Raw genomic sequence first — 16684 nt, forward strand, 5'->3', positions numbered from 1 at the left:
AGTACCTTTGTATAAATACATTTAAGATATCAATGGATTTCAAATTAAACACGATTGAAGAAGCAATCGAAGATATAAAAGCTGGCAAAGTTATCATCGTAGTGGATGATGAAGACCGCGAAAATGAAGGTGATTTTGTTACTGCAGCCAGAAATGCAACACCGGAAGTGATCAACTTCATGGCAACTCACGGAAGAGGGTTAGTCTGCGCTCCTTTAACAAAAGAGCGTTGTGATGAATTGAATTTAGAATTAATGGTAGGTAAAAATACCGCTGTTTATGAGACTAACTTCACTGTTTCAGTTGACTTACAAGGTTACGGTTGTACAACAGGAATTTCAGCATCAGATCGTTCAAAAACGATCAAAGCGCTTATTGATCCTAATATTGATCCTGTTGAGCTTGGCCGTCCAGGACATATTTTCCCACTAATTGCAAAAGATGGTGGTGTTTTACGTCGTACAGGACACACAGAAGCTACTGTGGATCTAGCTCGCCTTGCTGGTTTCGAACCTGCAGGTGTATTGGTCGAGATTTTAAAAGAAGATGGTGAAATGGCTAGACTTCCGGAATTAATGGAAGTAGCAAAGCGATTTGATTTAAAAATTGTAAGTATTGAAGACCTAATCGAATATCGTCTTAAACATGATTCACTTATCGTCGAAGAAGTTCAAGTGGATATGCCAACAGCATTTGGTGATTTCAAATTGAAAGCTTACACTCAAAAAGATACAGGAGAACATCATCTCGCGCTTTATAAAGGGGAATGGACAGAAGACGAACCAATTCTAGTACGCGTACATAGCTCTTGTCTTACAGGAGACATCTTTGGCTCTTGCCGTTGCGACTGTGGCCCACAATTGCACAAAGCAATGGAAATGATCCAACAAGAAGGTAAAGGAGTTATTGTTTACATGAATCAAGAAGGTCGTGGAATAGGCCTTGTTAATAAATTACAAGCGTACAAACTGCAAGAAAATGGAGTTGATACTGTTGATGCCAATACACAATTAGGTTTCAAAGCCGATTTACGCGATTACGGAATCGGAGCACAAATCTTACGCAATCTAGGAGTAACAAAAATGCGTTTAATGTCTAACAATCCTGCAAAAAGAGCTGGATTAGTAGGTTATGGATTAGAAATCGTAGATAATGTTGCTATAGAAATCAAATCAAATCCTTATAACGAGCAATATTTAAAAACTAAAAGAGATCGAATGGGACATACCATTATGAAGAATCTTTAATCATACTTGTAAAAGGGAGTTCGGAAGTTCTCCCTTTTTATTTATAATTTCAATTGATGAAAGCAGCTATTAAACAGCTTATTTTATTTGATGGGGTCTGCAATTTTTGCAACAATACAGTCAATTTTATCATCAAGAAAGACAAAAAAGATCAGTTTAGATTTGCTTCCCTACAGTCGAAAATTGCGCAGGATTTTATCAGCGGTCTGCCGTCAAATACAGACTCCATTGTATACGTTAGAAATCAAAAGGTTTTAGTAAAAAGTACTGCGGCATTATATATCGCAATGGATTTAGGATACCCCTTTAAAATCCTTGCTATTTTCAGGTTGATACCAACTTCCTGGCGAGACAGTTGTTATGATTATATCGCGAAAAATAGGTATCGCTGGTTTGGTAAAATAGATCAATGCGAAATACCAACAGAACAAAACCGCAAAAAATTCATCACATAAATATAAAAGCTATGAAAAATCCCTTATTGCTTAATCAAGCATATATAAATGGAAAATTCATTTCCCACACAAAGACATTCGATGTTATCAATCCTGCCACAGGAAATCTTATAGACACCGTTCCAGATTTAGAAATCGCTTCATGTAAAAAAGCAATAACCGCAGCAGAAAAAGCTTGGGTGACCTGGCGTAAAACAGCTGCAGTGGACCGATGCAACCTTGTTAGAAAATGGTACGAATTAATCCTAAAAAATAAAGTCGATCTAGCTGAAATTATAACGCTAGAAAGTGGAAAACCGTTAAAGGAATCCTTAACTGAAGTTGACTATGGTAATTCTTTTGTCGAATGGTTTGCCGAAGAAGGAAAACGTGCTTATGGAGAAACAATACCAATTGCTCAAAATGGAAATCGAATGATGACGATAAAGCAAGGCATAGGTGTTGTAGCTGCCATTACACCCTGGAATTTTCCTTTAGCGATGGTAACACGTAAAGTAGCACCAGCGCTAGCGGCTGGATGTACTATTATTTTAAAGCCCGCTTCACAAACCCCATTCTCAGCAATTGCATTGGCAAAATTAGCCGAAGAAGCAGGTATTCCTAAAGGTGTATTTAATGTGGTAACAAGTAAAGACAGTTCTGGTTTTGGCAAAGAACTAGCGACCAACACGACCATACGGAAACTCTCATTTACAGGTTCAACCGAAGTAGGAAAAACATTAACAATTCAAGCCGCCTCTAATATCAAAAAAGTATCTATGGAGTTAGGGGGCAATGCGCCATTCATTGTTTTTGATGATGCAGATATAGATGCCGCGGTAAAAGGAGCAATTGCAGGTAAGTTTCGTAATTCAGGCCAGACCTGTGTATCCATTAATAGGTTCTATATTCAGGAAACAGTATATCATGCTTTTGCTGAAAAACTTAAAGCAGCAGTGAAAGAATTGAAAGTAGGTAATGGACTGGATAAAAACGTACAAGTCGGCCCACTAATTAATGAAAAAGGTTTAGAAAAGGTAAAACAGCACATTTCAGATGCCCTAAAGCATGGCGCAAAAATAACAACAGGAGGCAACCCCTTAACTGGACTTTTCTTTGAACCTACAGTACTTACAGATTTACCTCATGATGTACTTATAGCACAAGAAGAAACCTTTGGCCCCATATGCGCTCTATTTAAATTCACCACAGAAGAGTCCGTTATTCAATTAGCCAATGACACACCATTTGGTCTAGCCTCATACTTCTACAGTCAAAACATCAGCCGCTGTTTTCGTGTTGCCGAACAATTAGAAGCAGGAATGGTCGGTATTAATACCGGATTAATTTCAAATGCTGCGGCACCATTTGGAGGAGTTAAAGAATCAGGAGTCGGTAGAGAAGGATCCAAACATGGATTGGATGAATACATGGAAATAAAATATCTTTGCATCGCTGAATAATAAGAAGGACATTAACATGCAAATAAATTAAAAAAGAAAAGCACGAGTCAAAATGACTCGTGCTTTTCTTTTTTATAATTCAGTAGACCTGATATACTATTTAGCGTAGCTAGCTTGCACATATGGTGCGGCTAAAAGATAATCGATACTTTCTTTCAAGCCTTTTTCCAAATCAACAGAAACCTCTTCAAGTTCAACAAATATATGCTTCACTCCTGCAGTTTTAGCATTCTTAAAGATTGCATCAAATCCAACCATACCACTTTGACCAATTTCACGGCGATCTTTGATATGAAGAGCAGTAAATCTTCCTGGATATTTATTAAAATAATCTACAGGGCTAGATCTACCAATAACTGTCCAATAAACATCCATTTCAAAAAATACATCTTGCGGATTTGTATGTTCAATCATATAGTCCAACATGATAACTTTATCTTCCACTTTCTGAAACTCATGAGCATGATTGTGATAGCCATACTTAAGACCATTTTGACGACATAATTTACCAACCTCATTTAGATATTTACATTGCGTGTCTAGATCTTTAATTGTTTTTGGAACTTCCATCCATGGAGTAACAATATATTGCATACCAGCCGCCTTATGTGCCTCTATCGCTTTACTCCACCATTCCAATGCTTTTGAAAAATCTCCAGAAGCTAATTCTTCATTGGAAAGATTTCTAGTGGCATGGGATGAAACAACTTTCATTCCCGCCTTCTCAACTTTACTCTTAAAATCCTGTGGAGAGTTATTATAAAATTTCCCGTCGCTAAATCCTGCGGCTTCAACTGCCGTATATCCCATGGCTGACAATTTTTTCAATACAGGAAAGTAATCTGCATCATTTTTAATCAAACTTCGAACAGAATACAATTGCAAGCCAATATCTTTCTTTTTCAATGTTTGAGCAACACTGTCGAATCCAGTAAGACTAGATCCTGCCATCAAAAGGACAGCTACTAAAAATTTTAATTTCTTCATAATTTATTTTTCTAAAAATCTTCCGTAAAAACATTATTGAACTTTATTAAATAATGTTTATTCATTGTAAATAGTAATAAAGACTATCGGAAGATTAAATGTAATATTATACATTATTTCAAAAAAATACAACAACAACATTTAAAATTTAGATAACAATTCAGGTACAATCATGACAAATAATATCGCATGATTACTAATCTCATCTATAAATAGAAATAAATCTTAATACATTAATTCCTCAGATACAATAAAAGAAGGACTTCATAAAGACCAATTTTAAGAGCTTATTGATCGTATTGAAAACATTGATGAATGAAATTTCATTGAAAAATCATACTTTAGAAAAAATGTTATATCCCTAAATCCAATTGGATATAATAAAACAAGCTTAATAAAATCTAATCCATAAATAATTATAAATGAAAATTTACCTTACTGTTGTACTAAGAACAAAAGAAGCATATCGCGACCAAGTAAAAAAGACACTGCAGGAAATGGTTCGTTTAACACGACTTGAACCGGCCGCCGAACTGTATAATTTACATCAAGGCATAGAAGACCCGAATGTATTCACATTTTATGAAATTTGGAAAGATCAAGCAGGTCTTGATGCCCATAATGCCCAACCGTATATCAAAGATTTTGGACCAAAATATGGCGTATTTTTACAAGAAGAACCAACACTGATTAAGACGGTTATGATTTAAATAAGAAAAAATATTATCAATAGCATGCTGATCTATAATCTATCTTCTTCCTCTTTCCATATAATTCACCTATAATCATGCTAAACATATTATTTATTTGCAGCCGCAACCGCTGGAGAAGCTTAACAGCAGAAACAATTTATAAAAAACATAAAACTGTTCGCGTTAAATCTGCTGGTACAGAAAATAATGCACGAATTAAAGTGAATGCCAAACATCTAAACTGGGCAGATATCGTATTTGTTATGGAAAATCATCACAAAGAGAAAATAATACAGCAATTTCCAAATGAATGTAATAATATAGAAATCGTTATATTAGAAATACCTGATGAATATAAATACATGGATAAAGAACTCATCGAAGAAATACAAGATTCCGTTTCATGTTATATTTCCGATAAATTATAAGTAACATTGATTATCAAAAAAACAGATTTAATCTATGCGAGCCTTTTTTCCGAGCACTTTTCACTCCATAAAAACATATTGTTACTTAATAACAATATTATTCACTTTAAGTTGCCAGCCTAGTGCGGTCAATTTTCCTGCTAAACATTATCGTGCAGTTTCAAAAAGAGATACAGCATACCTTCAGCTTACTAAAAATGAAAACCATTTTTACGGGCACTATACGATCCAATATGGTAATAGCGGCAAAGACTCAGGAGAAATTAGAGGAAATATAAAGGGAGACACATTAATTGGAGACTATTTTTATATGCCACATAGTGGAGGAGTAAAAAAAAGAACACCATTTGCACTACTGCAGGATGGAAAAACACTACGATTAGGAAATGGAGCGATAGTAAGATTTCTGGATATTCCCAGTTATTCTCCTGACGTTGCAATCAACTATGATAGTGTCAAGTTTGTCTTCACAGAAATTTTACATTAAACAAAATAGCCCGCTAAAAAAGCGGGCTAATAAAATTACATTAATAACCGTGCAGATTTACTTCATCTGTTCGTTTAATATCGACCTTTTTGCCCATTTTCTTCTGAATAACAGAAAAATGATGCAACTCCTCATCTGTTAATAAGGTAATAGCAGTTCCTAAATTATTTGCACGACCAGTTCTTCCTATACGATGAACATAATCTAACGGAGAACGAGGTAATTCAAAATTAATAACGACTGGCAGAGAATCGATATGAATGCCACGGCCGATCAGATCAGTAGCTACCAAAACCTGTGCATCTCCTTTTTTAAAATAATCGAGGTGATCCTTTCTATTACTTTGCGATTTCTGACCGTGGATAGAAATTGCTCTAATTTTATTTTTCAATAATTTTTCCACCAATTTATCTGCCGTACGTGTAGAAGATACAAATACAAGTACTTGGTTCATCTTTTGCTCTTTGATAAGATAACGCAAAAATGGACCTTTAGTCTCAGGAGTTACATGGTAAGCGATCTGTTCGATCTGATCAATATTGGTTTCTTCACTTTCAATCTCTACAACAACAGGCTTAATTGAAAGAAGATTATTTATTTCAGTTATTTTATCATTTAATGTCGCAGAAAACAAGGTAATTTGTTTCTTCTTAGGCATTAAAGCCAAAAGTTCCCTGAGCTCATCCTCAAAACCCATTTGAAATAACTTATCAGCCTCATCAATAACTAAATGTTGAATATGACTAATGCTCAGCGCCTTGTTCTTAATTAAATCCAATAAGCGACCTGGAGTTGCTGTTAAAACTTCTACCCCAAGCATACCTTTCATTTGTGGATTAATAGATACACCACCATATACCGCCATAGTTTTTATCTCTCGCTTTAGATTACCCGTAAAGGCTCTAAAAACTTCATCAATCTGAATGGCTAATTCTCGGGTAGGAACAAGTACCAGTACTTCAATATTCCGATCTCTTTTAACAACATCAATTTGTAACTTCTCTAATATAGGCATCACAAAACATGCAGTTTTCCCAGAGCCTGTTTGCGCAATACCCATCAGATCTTTGCCCGATAAGATAACTGGAATAGCTTGTTCTTGAATAGGAAAAGGTTTCAGATAACCTAATTGCTTGACAGAACTGATAATATTGTGTGATAAACCTAAAGACTCAAATGACATAAAATGTTTTATTTACTGCAAATGTACACTATTATTTATTCTCAATAGTTATCCAGTAAAGATCAGATCAACATCTGCTAGTCTAAACAACCGAATTTAATAGTAATAATTAGTTTGGAATGATCCCGATTTTTTAGAAATTAAAAAATCATTATTTGCCTTCTCTTGAAGTTCTATATTTTTTATAAGCTTTGATCAATATCATTAATACAATCGCCAGTGATAGCAGACCGACAACGCCATAGATCCAGTTCAATGCAGATTTTAAAACAACGGTAAAAACAATGGAAAACAACAGTACAGTAGATACTTCATTCCACATTCTAAGTTTTGAGGAACTAAGCGTTGATTTTTCATCTCTAAGATTAAACATCATCCGTTGACTGATAAAATGGTAAGCAATCATAGCTGCCACAAATAGCAACTTGACATGCATCCACCTCATTTGTAATAATGATGGATTAACATACAGCATTACTAAAGCCGAGAAAACTGTAATGTACATAGCAGGAGTAGTTATTACCCACCACAATCGATTCTCCATAATTGAAAACTGCTTATGTAAAACGGTATATGCCTCTTTAGATTGATCTTTTGCCTCTGTATGATAGATGAATAGTCGGGGCATATAAAATAATCCCGCCATCCAACAAATGACAAATATGATATGTATCGCTTTAGCGTAAAGATAAATCATAATCCTAAAAGTATGAATACAAAGATAATTGAATATTGAGTTATTGAGAAGAACTTATTTACTACAAACAAAACAAGGAACAAATATTTGTTCCTTGTTTTGTTTGTTAAACTGATACTTGTTAATATTTAAATTCTTTAACAACTTCAATTGCGTATTTCACATTATCAAAAGGGATATCAGGCATAATACCATGACCTAAGTTGAAAATAAATCCATTTTCACCACGCATACGTTCAAATAATTGAAGGATCTTATCTTTGATTACTTTTTTATCAGCATACAATACAAATGGGTCCAAATTACCTTGAACAGCAATTCCCGCAGGTAACGATTGTTTGATATTTTTTAAATCTGCATTCCAATCGACAGATATCACATCTGGTTTTGCTTCTGCCATTATTGGGGCAAACACAGAAGATCCTTTACAGAAAGAAATTACGGGAACATCTTTTCGATTCAAACGAGAGATGATTTGATTATTATAATAATGAGCAAACTCTTTATAATCATTCCAAGATAAAGCTAAAGCCCAGCTATCAAATAACTGAACAGCATTAACACCAGCAGCAATTTGCATGTTTAAATACTCGACGGTTACATCAGCTATCTTTTGAAGAATAGTGTGAGCCAATTTTGGTTCATTATTCAACATCAATTTGGTCAACTTAAAATCTTTTGAAGAAGCCCCTTCAACCAAATAACTTAAAATTGTAAATGGTGCACCTGCAAAACCAATTAGAGGAATACTACCATTCAAACGCTGTTGAATTACTTTAATAGCATCAGCTACATATTCCAATTTAGGCAAACAATCTGTAGCTAATTTATCAGCATCAGCAAAAGAACGCACTGGATTAGCGAAACGCGGACCTACTCCTTGTTCAAAACTTAAATCTCCACCCATTGCTTCTGCTGTAACCAAAATGTCAGAAAACAAAATTGCGGCATCTATACCTAGTAAATCAACTGGCAACATGGTTACATCTGCAGCAATCTCCGGAGTTTTGCACATTTCCAAAAAGGAATATTTATTTTTTATTGCCCAGTACTCAGGCATAAATCTTCCAGCTTGACGCATCATCCATACAGGCGGGCGTTCAGTTTGCTGCGAAAGTGCAGCTCTAATCAATAAATCGTTTTGTAAAGTAGTAATCACTATATATGTTTTGAAATTTCGTTTTGTATTTTGCCAATTATACTGGCTTGACGTTCTGTTAAATTCAATTTCTTCGCAACATCAATATAAGCTTGAGCACGTTCATACTCTTCTTTTCTTAAACTGATATTCGATAAATTGATTAAGACCATCCCTTTTTCATTATCTTTTTTCCACGGTAATCTTGATGCTAATTGGAAATGGTATTCAGCTTCATCAATGCGATCCTCATGAAGAGAAATAGTACCCATCATATATTCATAAATATTACGACGTCCTTTCCTCAAGCGATCAGGATTTTTCACTTCAGCCAGTAAAACTTTTGCCTTAGCATAGTCCTGCTTATGAAATGAATCACTAGCCATAGCTACTGAGCTCTCGCGTAAATGACTCCACACCAGATAACAAACACCACCTGCAATCAGGATCGAAGTTTGATAATGTCCAGCATAAACGCCATATCCAATTAACAATAATGCAATGATAATAACAGCTACACGAGCCTTAAATGTCATCATAAAACGTTATGCATTATTATCCGTGAATTTATATCCAACACCACGAATAGAATGGAAATAAATGGGGTGTTTTTGATCAGGTTCAAAATATTTACGGAAAGTCAAGATGAAATTATCAATCGTACGAGTTGAAGGATAAACATCATAATTCCATACTGTTTCCAATATTTGTTCGCGAGAAACAGCTTCATTTCGGCGTTCAATCAATAGCTTCAACAACATGGTTTCTTTCTTTGTTAAAGAAGTAATAGTACCATCTGCATGATGCAATTCATATGAATTAAAATAAATTGTTTTATCACCAATTTGATAAGAGTTTAATTCTTTCAGATCATCAGGTTTTAAACTTCTTCGCACCAAATTACCTACTCTAAGGATGAGTTCTTCCAAATTGAAAGGTTTGATTAAATAATCATCTGCACCTTTTTTAAGACCAGTGATACGATCTTCACTACTGTTTTTAGCAGTTAAAAACATAATAGGAACTTCCGTATTTTGTAGTCGAATAGTTTCGGCAACCTGGAATCCATCAATCTCAGGAATCATGACATCCAGAATGATCAAATTAAAACGTTCTTCCTTGAATATTTTCAAAGCCTTTTTACCGTCTGTAGCTGTTGTTACACGGTAACCTTCTAACTCCAAATTTAACTTGATAGCCTCTAACAAGTGTTCTTCATCTTCTACGAGCAGTATGCGTTGTTTACTTTGCATTTTTATCAAATGTTACTTCAAAAATACTCCCCGAAGGAGTGTTATCTTTTACCTTTATAGACGCGTTATGCTTTTGCAAGACCGTCTTCACTATATACAACCCCAAACCGGTACCTTTAGTTTTACGTGTCGCTTCACTTCCCACACGATAAAATTTATTAAAGATAAGTTTTTTCTCCACATCACTGATACCAATTCCATGATCAGCAACAGAAAAAATTATTCCATGCTCTTCATTTGTTAATTTAACCACAACATTTGCACATGGTGGAGAGTATTTTATTGCATTCTCGATCAAATTAGTCACGACATTACTTATCGCAAACTTATCAGCGTAGATCATAACATCCGAATCCAAATTAGGTTTCAACACTTGTGTTCTACAAGCATTCTTTTGCAGGCGGTCCACAATTTGTTCTACTAATTCGGTGAGATTAAACTTTTCCTTGGGAAGATTATAATTGCGGCTTTCAAGCTTAGTGGTGATTAATACATTTTCCACCAAATCATCCAGTCGCTCAATATCCTTCAAAGAATTCCTTAAAAAAACTTGTTGCTGTTCCTTATCCAAATCCCTTTTCAAAATTGTTTGAATATATAATTTGACCGAAGCTAGCGGAGATTTTAATTCATGAGTTATGGCCAATAAAAAGTTTTGTTGCTGTTGTTGTAATTTTTGTTCACGAACAAAAAGCTTTTTTAAACGTAAAGCGCCCCATAGAAAGATCAGTAAAAAAAATATACCTTCACCGATAATCATCGATTTCCTTTGTGGTTGAAACCGAGCAAGCATAACACCCCACCAGATCAATTGGGAAGTGGCATAAAAAACAAGAAAATAAAATAAAACAAGTGCTTTTTTCATACGATATATTGCAACAGAACAAAAATAACGATAAACAGAGGTATAAAAAAATGTGTTGGACTTTATGACACTAAGAGGAAAATCGAACAGCCCCTATTTCTTTCATTAGTCCATATTACGCTATATTTGTACTATGTTTCAACAAGACAAAAAAGATATATTCTTCGATTTAGATCATACCATTTGGGATTTTGATAAAAATGCAGAAGAGACATTGGACGAACTATTTTATCATTACAAATTTGATCAGCTATTTCAGCAAGAAAGCTCTGCCCAATTTATCCAAACCTATACGGTCAATAATCATCGCGTATGGAATCTGTATCATCATGGTAAAATTGATAAAACGGAATTACGCCGTGCCCGCTTTGCAGACACATTTACACAACTTGGTGTAGATCCGTCCCTATTTCCCACTAGTTTTGAAATAGAGTATTTACGCATGTGCCCACAGAAAACCAATTTATTCCCACATGCACATGAAACGCTTCAATATCTGTATAAAAATTACAACTTACATTTAATTTCAAATGGATTCAAAGAAGCTTGCGAAGTAAAGCTTGATAAAAGTGATCTCAATAAATATTTTAAAAATATCTTCATTTCCGAAGTGGTTGGGGTCAACAAACCTGATCCCAGAATATTCAATTTCGCACTAGATAAAGCCGATGCAAAAATTGACAATTCCATCATGATCGGTGATAATATTGATGCAGATGTTCGAGGAGCAATGAATGTAGGTATGGATGCCATATTCTTTAATCCTAATCAAGGTGAAAAACCAGAAGATGTAATACATATGATCAGTAATTTAAAAGAATTACAGTCCATTCTATAAAATAAAGGAAGGAAATAACAGAATCATAAAGCACAAAGCATAAAAAAAGCGAGCTTGAAAATCAAGCTCGCTTTTTTTATGCTTTATGGTAATTACAATTTTTTTACAGTAATATTTTTGAACCATACGTCATCACCATGATCCTGAAATCCGATAACGCCTGATTTAGTTTTGCCACCGACATTCTTCAATAATTCATAAGCTAAAGGCCATTTTTCTTCACTAAATTTACTTTTTTGTAATAGATCAATCCATGATTGATCCCATAGTGTATACTCAACAACTTTGACGTCATTCTGCCACTGTTCAACTTTACCCTTATTAACAACGATTTTCACTTTATTCCATTCACCATAAGGCTTAGCATTTTGAGGCTTCGCAGGGATCATATCATATAACGACGTTGATTTACGATTTCCATCAACCCCCATCTTCGCGTCAGGATGATTTTCATTATCCAACACTTGACATTCTGGACTGGAAATATAAATTGGTTGTCCTTCAATTTCCTTTGCTAAAAAGAAAATACCAGAGTTCGCTCCTTTTGCCACTTTCCATTCCAGTTCCAATTCAAAGTTTTTGAAATCATGAGCAAAAATTAAATCTCCACCTTCATTATTTCCAACATTTGCCTTGCTGTCAAATTTTATAGCACCACCATCAATGATCCATTTTTTAGGCAATACAGCTTTATCATAACCACGCCATCCTGTTAAAGAAGTACCATCAAAAATCACATATGCACCTTGTTTATTTTTTTTAAAATTTTTCAAATCTACCTTAGGTAGATCCAAAACCTTATATGCAGGGACTTCTTTCTTCTGTTGAGCGACAGCAGTACCAACACTTGCAGTACCCGCGAGCATAGTTGCTGCTAAAACGATTGTTCTTAATTTCATATCTAGTATTTATATGGATTAAATTTAAAAAAAAATCATCGGAATCAAGAATATATCTTAATATTCTTCTCCGGATATTTCATTTGTATTAGTCTCCCTTTTCTTAGACTTTGTTAAATCCTGACCTCCGAATCGATACGAAACTGACAAAGTAACCATTCTTTTCATCCAGCGTCTTTCAAAATTAGAAATCAACTGCGACGTTTCCGTATACCCTTCCATTTTTCTAGAATTGAATACGTCACGTACATTCAACATAACAGAAGCTTTCTTATTAAAGACATCTTTTTTCAAAGCTACATCTATACCTTTCATCGCATTCATCTTTCCTTGAGCCATTACTCGAGAAGAATTATATTCACCCCTAACCTGTGCAGAAAATGTTGGTGTCATCCTATAGTTCATGGTTAAATTAGAATTATATGCAAATCCATTTGAGCTTTTAAGTTGATAAGCTTCATTCGCTTTAAAATTGATATTAATCAAGTTCAGATTGAATGTAAAATCAAAATCTTTTGTTGCATTTACCTTAGCAATAAATTCTAAACCAGATAAACTACGACTTGTTAAATTCTCCCATTTACTATAAGTTACGCTATTCGTTGTATCGACAAAGAAGACATAAGGTTGGATTACTTCACTAGTATGATTAAAATATGCTGAACTGACCAAATTTACTTTACCATAAGTTTTCGCATAACTCAACTCAAAAGCATGCACATCTTCTGGTTTTAGATTTGGGTTACCCTGACGTCGGTTCATATCATCAGTCACATCTGGAAATGGATTGATTTGCCATCCGCGAGCACGTTGCACTCTTCGGGAATAACTCAACTGTAACTTATCACCACTATCATCTAAATCATACGTCAAGAATACAGTGGGATATAGACGAAAGAAATTTTGATTTGCAGGAGTTTCTAATGGCGCTTCGGGATCTTTTGAAAAGTAAGTTGATTTTAATTCAAATTGCTCGCCACGTAACCCCAATTGATAGCCAATTTTTTTACTTAATTTATTTTGATAATTAACATATAGAGCATGAACCGAACTCGTAAAGTCAAAATCATTACTGATGTTATAATCTGGCAAATAATCCCCGCTGCTTACAACTAATGTATCTGAAAATTGTGTATCAAAAGATTTTCTGATCTGCGTCCGGTATCCAGCTTCAAACTTACTCGTCTCAGAAAATGGCAATACATAATCAGCTTGTAGATTAATCACCTTTCCGTTTTCAGAAGTCACATTTTTACGACCACTTCCGAGATTTGGATCACTAAACTTCTGTACGAAATCATTTGTTCCATCTTCCTTATCATTTCCATAACTTGCATTCGCAGTCAGCTCTTCTCCAGATCGCTTAAATTGATGTCTAAAATCAAAATTTAAATCATAAGCAAAGTCATCTTCAAATTGACGTGAATTACGATTACTAGTCCCCGAAAGTTTAGGATGATTAGAATATTGGTAATTCAAATCTTCAGAACGATCACTATTACGGATACTCATATTACCAGAAAGCCCCAAAGTAGTACGATCCGTTATATTATAGTCAACTCCTGCCTTAATATTATGTCCGTTTCCTTTACGGGAAGACTCAGATTCATTATAGATACGGCTGTTATTATCTAAAAAAGTGTTATCAACCTTCCCGCTCCCAACCATATTACGGCGATTAAAATTATAACTACCAAAATAGTTGAACTTCTTATCTCTGTAATTAAGCGTCAATCCAGCCATATAGTTATCATAAGAACCTGCGGATGTATTAACAGCACCATTCAATCCCGTACGGATATTTTTTTTCAGAACAATGTTCACAATTCCAGTCTGCCCCTCAGCGTCATATTTGGAAGAAGGATTGGTTATAATTTCAACTTTATCAATTGAATTAGCTGGTAAACTCTGTAATAAGGCCGTCACATCATTACCTGCCATTGCAGATTCTTTACCATCAATCAAAATCTTAACATTAGATCCCCTTAAACTAACCGTCCCATCCTGATCGACTTGTAAAGTTGGCACATTTGCTAATAAGTCGGTGGCTGTACCACCTGCACTCACCAAACTTTCTCCAACATTAAAAATCTTACGATCGATTCCAATCTGCATCGCCGGTGCTCTTCCTTCAATTACAACTTCACTAAGCAATTCACCAGAAGGTTTTAAAACTAATTTACCGAGATTAAGATTGGAAGAATTTGATACGACAATATTTGTTTTCACGAAGTCGGAATAGCCAACATAAGTAACACGCAATGTAAAAGTACCATTTGGAACATCTTGAAAAATGACTACGCCATTCTCATCAGATTGGGCACCCTTTAAATAAGCTTGAGCACTACCTGTCAATAAAGATGCACTAGCAAAATTGACTGGAGATCCGGTTTTTTCATCAATAAGAGTAGCTGATATTTTACCAGATTGAGCGAAAGTTATTATCGGAAAGAATAAAAACGTAATAAGAAAAATAAAGAAATGGATCTGATTTTTAGAGAACATAATAAAGTTATAAGCTGTAATACTACAAAAATGTATTTTTTTGTTGAACTAAAACGACTCGTAACCACTTTATTACTCAATAAAATGACCTATATCGGAAAAAAAAATCTACTCGACAGATACAGTAAGACCTTCTGCTTTTAGAATTTTTCTATAGACCTCCATCTCCGTCAAAGATCCCTCCAAGACTGCACATTTACCATCATTATGCACTTTAAAAGCAATTCTTTCAGACTCAGGTTCCGAATATTGCAAATGATGCATCATACAAAAAATAACATGGTCAAAAGTATTGATATCGTCATTCCACAAAATCAGTCGGTTGGAATCTTTAACTGAAGCTAAAATTTCGGATAAGGAATAGGTTTCTTGTGCAGTTTCTGTACTCATACTACAAAAGTACTTTAATTTTCAAAAATTACGTAATTTTACTTAATTTGAACTTAACATAAATACAATCATATGTTTCAATCCAAAATTGCAGGTATAGGATACTACGTACCAAAAAATGTTTACACCAATCAAGACTTAACCCGTTTCATGGATACAAGCGATGAATGGATTCAGGAAAGAACAGGTATTAAAGAACGTCGTTATGCGGATAGAATTGGTGAAACAACTACCACTATGGCTGTTGAAGCATCAAAAATAGCGATTGAACGCGCTAATACAACAGCTGAAGAAATTGATTTTATTATTTTTGCAACGCTTTCGCCTGATTACTATTTCCCTGGTTGCGGCGTACTTCTACAGCGGGAAATGGGTATGAAAGAAGTAGGTGCTTTAGATATCAGAAACCAATGTTCAGGTTTTATTTATGCATTATCTGTCGCTGACCAATTTATCAAAACGGGGATGTATAAAAATATTCTTGTCGTTGGCTCTGAAAAACATTCTTTTGCCCTAGATTACTCAACACGCGGAAGAAGTGTCTCCGTTATCTTTGGAGATGGCGCCGGAGCAGTTGTTCTTCAACCTACAACTGAAGCAGATAAAGGTATTCTAAGTACACATTTACATTCTGACGGTGCGGATGCTGAAAAATTAGCGATGTATTACCCTGGTGCATCTGGTGGTATATGGTTAGATGAAAAACCAAAATGGCCTGAACAAGAGCTTGGCGGAATGTTAATGACAGCAGAAATGCTAGAAGATGGAACAGCATTTCCAGTGATGGACGGTCAGGCTGTATTTAAAAAAGCAGTGGTAAAATTTCCAGAAGTAATAGGAGAAGCATTAGCCAAAAATAATTTAACAACACAAGATATTACCCTCTTAGTACCCCACCAAGCAAATCTTAGAATTTCGCAATTCATCCAGAAGACATTGAAGCTAAATGACGATCAAGTATTTAATAATATTCAAAAATATGGAAATACAACCGCGGCATCAGTTCCAATTGCATTATGTGAAGCATGGGAAGCTGGAAAAATTAAAGAAGGAGACCTTATTTGTTTAGCTGCTTTTGGCGCAGGATTTACATGGGGATCAGCCCTCATCCGTTGGTAGAAAACACACCGTAATTTTTTTTAAAAAATTAAAATTTACTGCTAGCCCTCCGAATTAAA

The 16684-nt window shown here is 34.8% G+C and carries 18 protein-coding genes; 8 read left to right on the forward strand and 10 right to left on the reverse strand.

Annotated elements, in window-relative coordinates; all coding sequences use genetic code 11:
• The first annotated feature begins 32 nt into the window (after positions 1-32).
• The 3 genes from EDF66_RS12475 to EDF66_RS12485 are packed head-to-tail and all read left to right on the forward strand — an operon-like array spanning position 33 to position 3144.
• Positions 33-1247 (forward strand): bifunctional 3,4-dihydroxy-2-butanone-4-phosphate synthase/GTP cyclohydrolase II, encoded by a 1215-nt coding sequence (locus EDF66_RS12475; RefSeq protein ID WP_132842993.1) that lies wholly within the window; start codon positions 33-35, stop codon positions 1245-1247.
• Between the two features lie 56 nt (positions 1248-1303).
• Complete coding sequence (locus tag EDF66_RS12480) at positions 1304-1702, forward strand: thiol-disulfide oxidoreductase DCC family protein (RefSeq protein ID WP_132842994.1); 399 nt, start codon at positions 1304-1306, stop codon at positions 1700-1702.
• A gap of 11 nt (positions 1703-1713) precedes the next feature.
• Positions 1714-3144, forward strand: coding sequence for an NAD-dependent succinate-semialdehyde dehydrogenase (locus tag EDF66_RS12485; protein ID WP_132842996.1), 1431 nt, complete (start codon positions 1714-1716; stop codon positions 3142-3144).
• Between the two features lie 96 nt (positions 3145-3240).
• Here EDF66_RS12485 and EDF66_RS12490 read toward each other — a convergent pair whose 3' ends face one another.
• Positions 3241-4131, reverse strand: coding sequence for a sugar phosphate isomerase/epimerase family protein (locus tag EDF66_RS12490; protein ID WP_132842998.1), 891 nt, complete (start codon positions 4129-4131; stop codon positions 3241-3243).
• Between the two features lie 422 nt (positions 4132-4553).
• Between EDF66_RS12490 and EDF66_RS12495 the strand changes: the two genes are divergently transcribed.
• From EDF66_RS12495 to EDF66_RS12505, 3 genes are all read left to right on the forward strand, one after another.
• Positions 4554-4841 carry a putative quinol monooxygenase gene (locus EDF66_RS12495; RefSeq protein WP_132843000.1) on the forward strand — a complete coding sequence of 96 codons (288 nt, stop codon included), beginning with the start codon at positions 4554-4556 and terminating at the stop codon, positions 4839-4841.
• 77 nt (positions 4842-4918) lie between these two features.
• Entirely contained in the window at positions 4919-5251 is a 333-nt protein-coding gene (locus EDF66_RS12500) for a low molecular weight protein tyrosine phosphatase family protein (protein WP_021192112.1), read from the forward strand.
• A gap of 34 nt (positions 5252-5285) precedes the next feature.
• Positions 5286-5738 carry a hypothetical protein gene (locus EDF66_RS12505; RefSeq protein ID WP_132843002.1) on the forward strand — a complete coding sequence of 151 codons (453 nt, stop codon included), beginning with the start codon at positions 5286-5288 and terminating at the stop codon, positions 5736-5738.
• A gap of 40 nt (positions 5739-5778) precedes the next feature.
• Here EDF66_RS12505 and EDF66_RS12510 read toward each other — a convergent pair whose 3' ends face one another.
• From EDF66_RS12510 to EDF66_RS12535, 6 genes are all read right to left on the reverse strand, one after another.
• The gene (locus tag EDF66_RS12510; protein ID WP_132843004.1) at positions 5779-6921 is read right to left on the reverse strand and encodes a DEAD/DEAH box helicase; all 1143 of its coding nucleotides are present in this window, start codon (positions 6919-6921) and stop codon (positions 5779-5781) included.
• A gap of 151 nt (positions 6922-7072) precedes the next feature.
• Complete coding sequence (locus EDF66_RS12515; protein ID WP_132843006.1) at positions 7073-7618, reverse strand: CopD family protein; 546 nt, start codon at positions 7616-7618, stop codon at positions 7073-7075.
• A 121-nt stretch (positions 7619-7739) separates the two neighbouring features.
• On the reverse strand, positions 7740-8777 hold the full coding sequence (gene hemE / locus EDF66_RS12520; RefSeq protein ID WP_132843008.1) for a uroporphyrinogen decarboxylase: 1038 nt from the start codon (positions 8775-8777) through the stop codon (positions 7740-7742).
• Complete coding sequence (locus EDF66_RS12525; RefSeq protein WP_231577776.1) at positions 8777-9295, reverse strand: hypothetical protein; 519 nt, start codon at positions 9293-9295, stop codon at positions 8777-8779. Before EDF66_RS12525 ends, hemE begins: the two co-directional genes overlap by 1 nt.
• A gap of 6 nt (positions 9296-9301) precedes the next feature.
• Positions 9302-10009 (reverse strand): response regulator transcription factor, encoded by a 708-nt coding sequence (locus EDF66_RS12530; protein WP_021189964.1) that lies wholly within the window; start codon positions 10007-10009, stop codon positions 9302-9304.
• On the reverse strand, positions 9999-10874 hold the full coding sequence (locus EDF66_RS12535) for a sensor histidine kinase (RefSeq protein WP_132770986.1): 876 nt from the start codon (positions 10872-10874) through the stop codon (positions 9999-10001). The genes EDF66_RS12530 and EDF66_RS12535 overlap by 11 nt, the downstream gene beginning before the upstream one ends.
• A gap of 133 nt (positions 10875-11007) precedes the next feature.
• On the opposite strand from EDF66_RS12535, the gene EDF66_RS12540 reads away from it, so the two are divergent.
• Positions 11008-11712: a YjjG family noncanonical pyrimidine nucleotidase gene (locus EDF66_RS12540; protein WP_132770987.1), complete on the forward strand. Its 705-nt coding sequence runs from the start codon at positions 11008-11010 to the stop codon at positions 11710-11712.
• 92 nt (positions 11713-11804) lie between these two features.
• On the opposite strand, the gene EDF66_RS12545 is transcribed toward EDF66_RS12540, so the two are convergent.
• The 3 genes from EDF66_RS12545 to EDF66_RS12555 form a co-directional block, all read right to left on the reverse strand.
• On the reverse strand, positions 11805-12611 hold the full coding sequence (locus EDF66_RS12545) for a DUF1080 domain-containing protein (protein WP_132770988.1): 807 nt from the start codon (positions 12609-12611) through the stop codon (positions 11805-11807).
• Between the two features lie 57 nt (positions 12612-12668).
• Entirely contained in the window at positions 12669-15116 is a 2448-nt protein-coding gene (locus tag EDF66_RS12550) for a TonB-dependent receptor domain-containing protein (RefSeq protein WP_132843010.1), read from the reverse strand.
• Positions 15117-15224: 108 nt separating this feature from the next.
• Complete coding sequence (locus EDF66_RS12555; RefSeq protein ID WP_132770990.1) at positions 15225-15506, reverse strand: ATP-dependent Clp protease adaptor ClpS; 282 nt, start codon at positions 15504-15506, stop codon at positions 15225-15227.
• Between the two features lie 72 nt (positions 15507-15578).
• Here EDF66_RS12555 and EDF66_RS12560 point away from each other — a divergent pair, with 72 nt between their 5' ends.
• Positions 15579-16625 carry a 3-oxoacyl-ACP synthase III family protein gene (locus EDF66_RS12560; RefSeq protein WP_132770991.1) on the forward strand — a complete coding sequence of 349 codons (1047 nt, stop codon included), beginning with the start codon at positions 15579-15581 and terminating at the stop codon, positions 16623-16625.
• The last annotated feature ends 59 nt before the right edge of the window (positions 16626-16684 follow it).

This window comes from Sphingobacterium sp. JUb20 (assembly GCF_004342035.1).
Classification (GTDB): Bacteria; Bacteroidota; Bacteroidia; order Sphingobacteriales; family Sphingobacteriaceae; genus Sphingobacterium; species Sphingobacterium anhuiense.

Coding starts and splice junctions, on each gene's coding strand:
- EDF66_RS12475 (WP_132842993.1), top strand. CDS start 33: ATGGATTTCAAATTAAACACGATTGAAGAAGCAATCGAAGATATAAAA.
- EDF66_RS12510 (WP_132843004.1), bottom strand. CDS start 6,921: ATGTCATTTGAGTCTTTAGGTTTATCACACAATATTATCAGTTCTGTC.
- EDF66_RS12490 (WP_132842998.1), bottom strand. CDS start 4,131: ATGAAGAAATTAAAATTTTTAGTAGCTGTCCTTTTGATGGCAGGATCT.
- EDF66_RS12500 (WP_021192112.1), top strand. CDS start 4,919: ATGCTAAACATATTATTTATTTGCAGCCGCAACCGCTGGAGAAGCTTA.
- EDF66_RS12545 (WP_132770988.1), bottom strand. CDS start 12,611: ATGAAATTAAGAACAATCGTTTTAGCAGCAACTATGCTCGCGGGTACT.
- EDF66_RS12555 (WP_132770990.1), bottom strand. CDS start 15,506: ATGAGTACAGAAACTGCACAAGAAACCTATTCCTTATCCGAAATTTTA.
- EDF66_RS12480 (WP_132842994.1), top strand. CDS start 1,304: ATGAAAGCAGCTATTAAACAGCTTATTTTATTTGATGGGGTCTGCAAT.
- EDF66_RS12530 (WP_021189964.1), bottom strand. CDS start 10,009: ATGCAAAGTAAACAACGCATACTGCTCGTAGAAGATGAAGAACACTTG.
- EDF66_RS12560 (WP_132770991.1), top strand. CDS start 15,579: ATGTTTCAATCCAAAATTGCAGGTATAGGATACTACGTACCAAAAAAT.
- EDF66_RS12540 (WP_132770987.1), top strand. CDS start 11,008: ATGTTTCAACAAGACAAAAAAGATATATTCTTCGATTTAGATCATACC.
- EDF66_RS12495 (WP_132843000.1), top strand. CDS start 4,554: ATGAAAATTTACCTTACTGTTGTACTAAGAACAAAAGAAGCATATCGC.
- EDF66_RS12515 (WP_132843006.1), bottom strand. CDS start 7,618: ATGATTTATCTTTACGCTAAAGCGATACATATCATATTTGTCATTTGT.
- EDF66_RS12535 (WP_132770986.1), bottom strand. CDS start 10,874: ATGAAAAAAGCACTTGTTTTATTTTATTTTCTTGTTTTTTATGCCACT.
- EDF66_RS12525 (WP_231577776.1), bottom strand. CDS start 9,295: ATGATGACATTTAAGGCTCGTGTAGCTGTTATTATCATTGCATTATTG.
- EDF66_RS12485 (WP_132842996.1), top strand. CDS start 1,714: ATGAAAAATCCCTTATTGCTTAATCAAGCATATATAAATGGAAAATTC.
- EDF66_RS12550 (WP_132843010.1), bottom strand. CDS start 15,116: ATGTTCTCTAAAAATCAGATCCATTTCTTTATTTTTCTTATTACGTTT.
- EDF66_RS12505 (WP_132843002.1), top strand. CDS start 5,286: ATGCGAGCCTTTTTTCCGAGCACTTTTCACTCCATAAAAACATATTGT.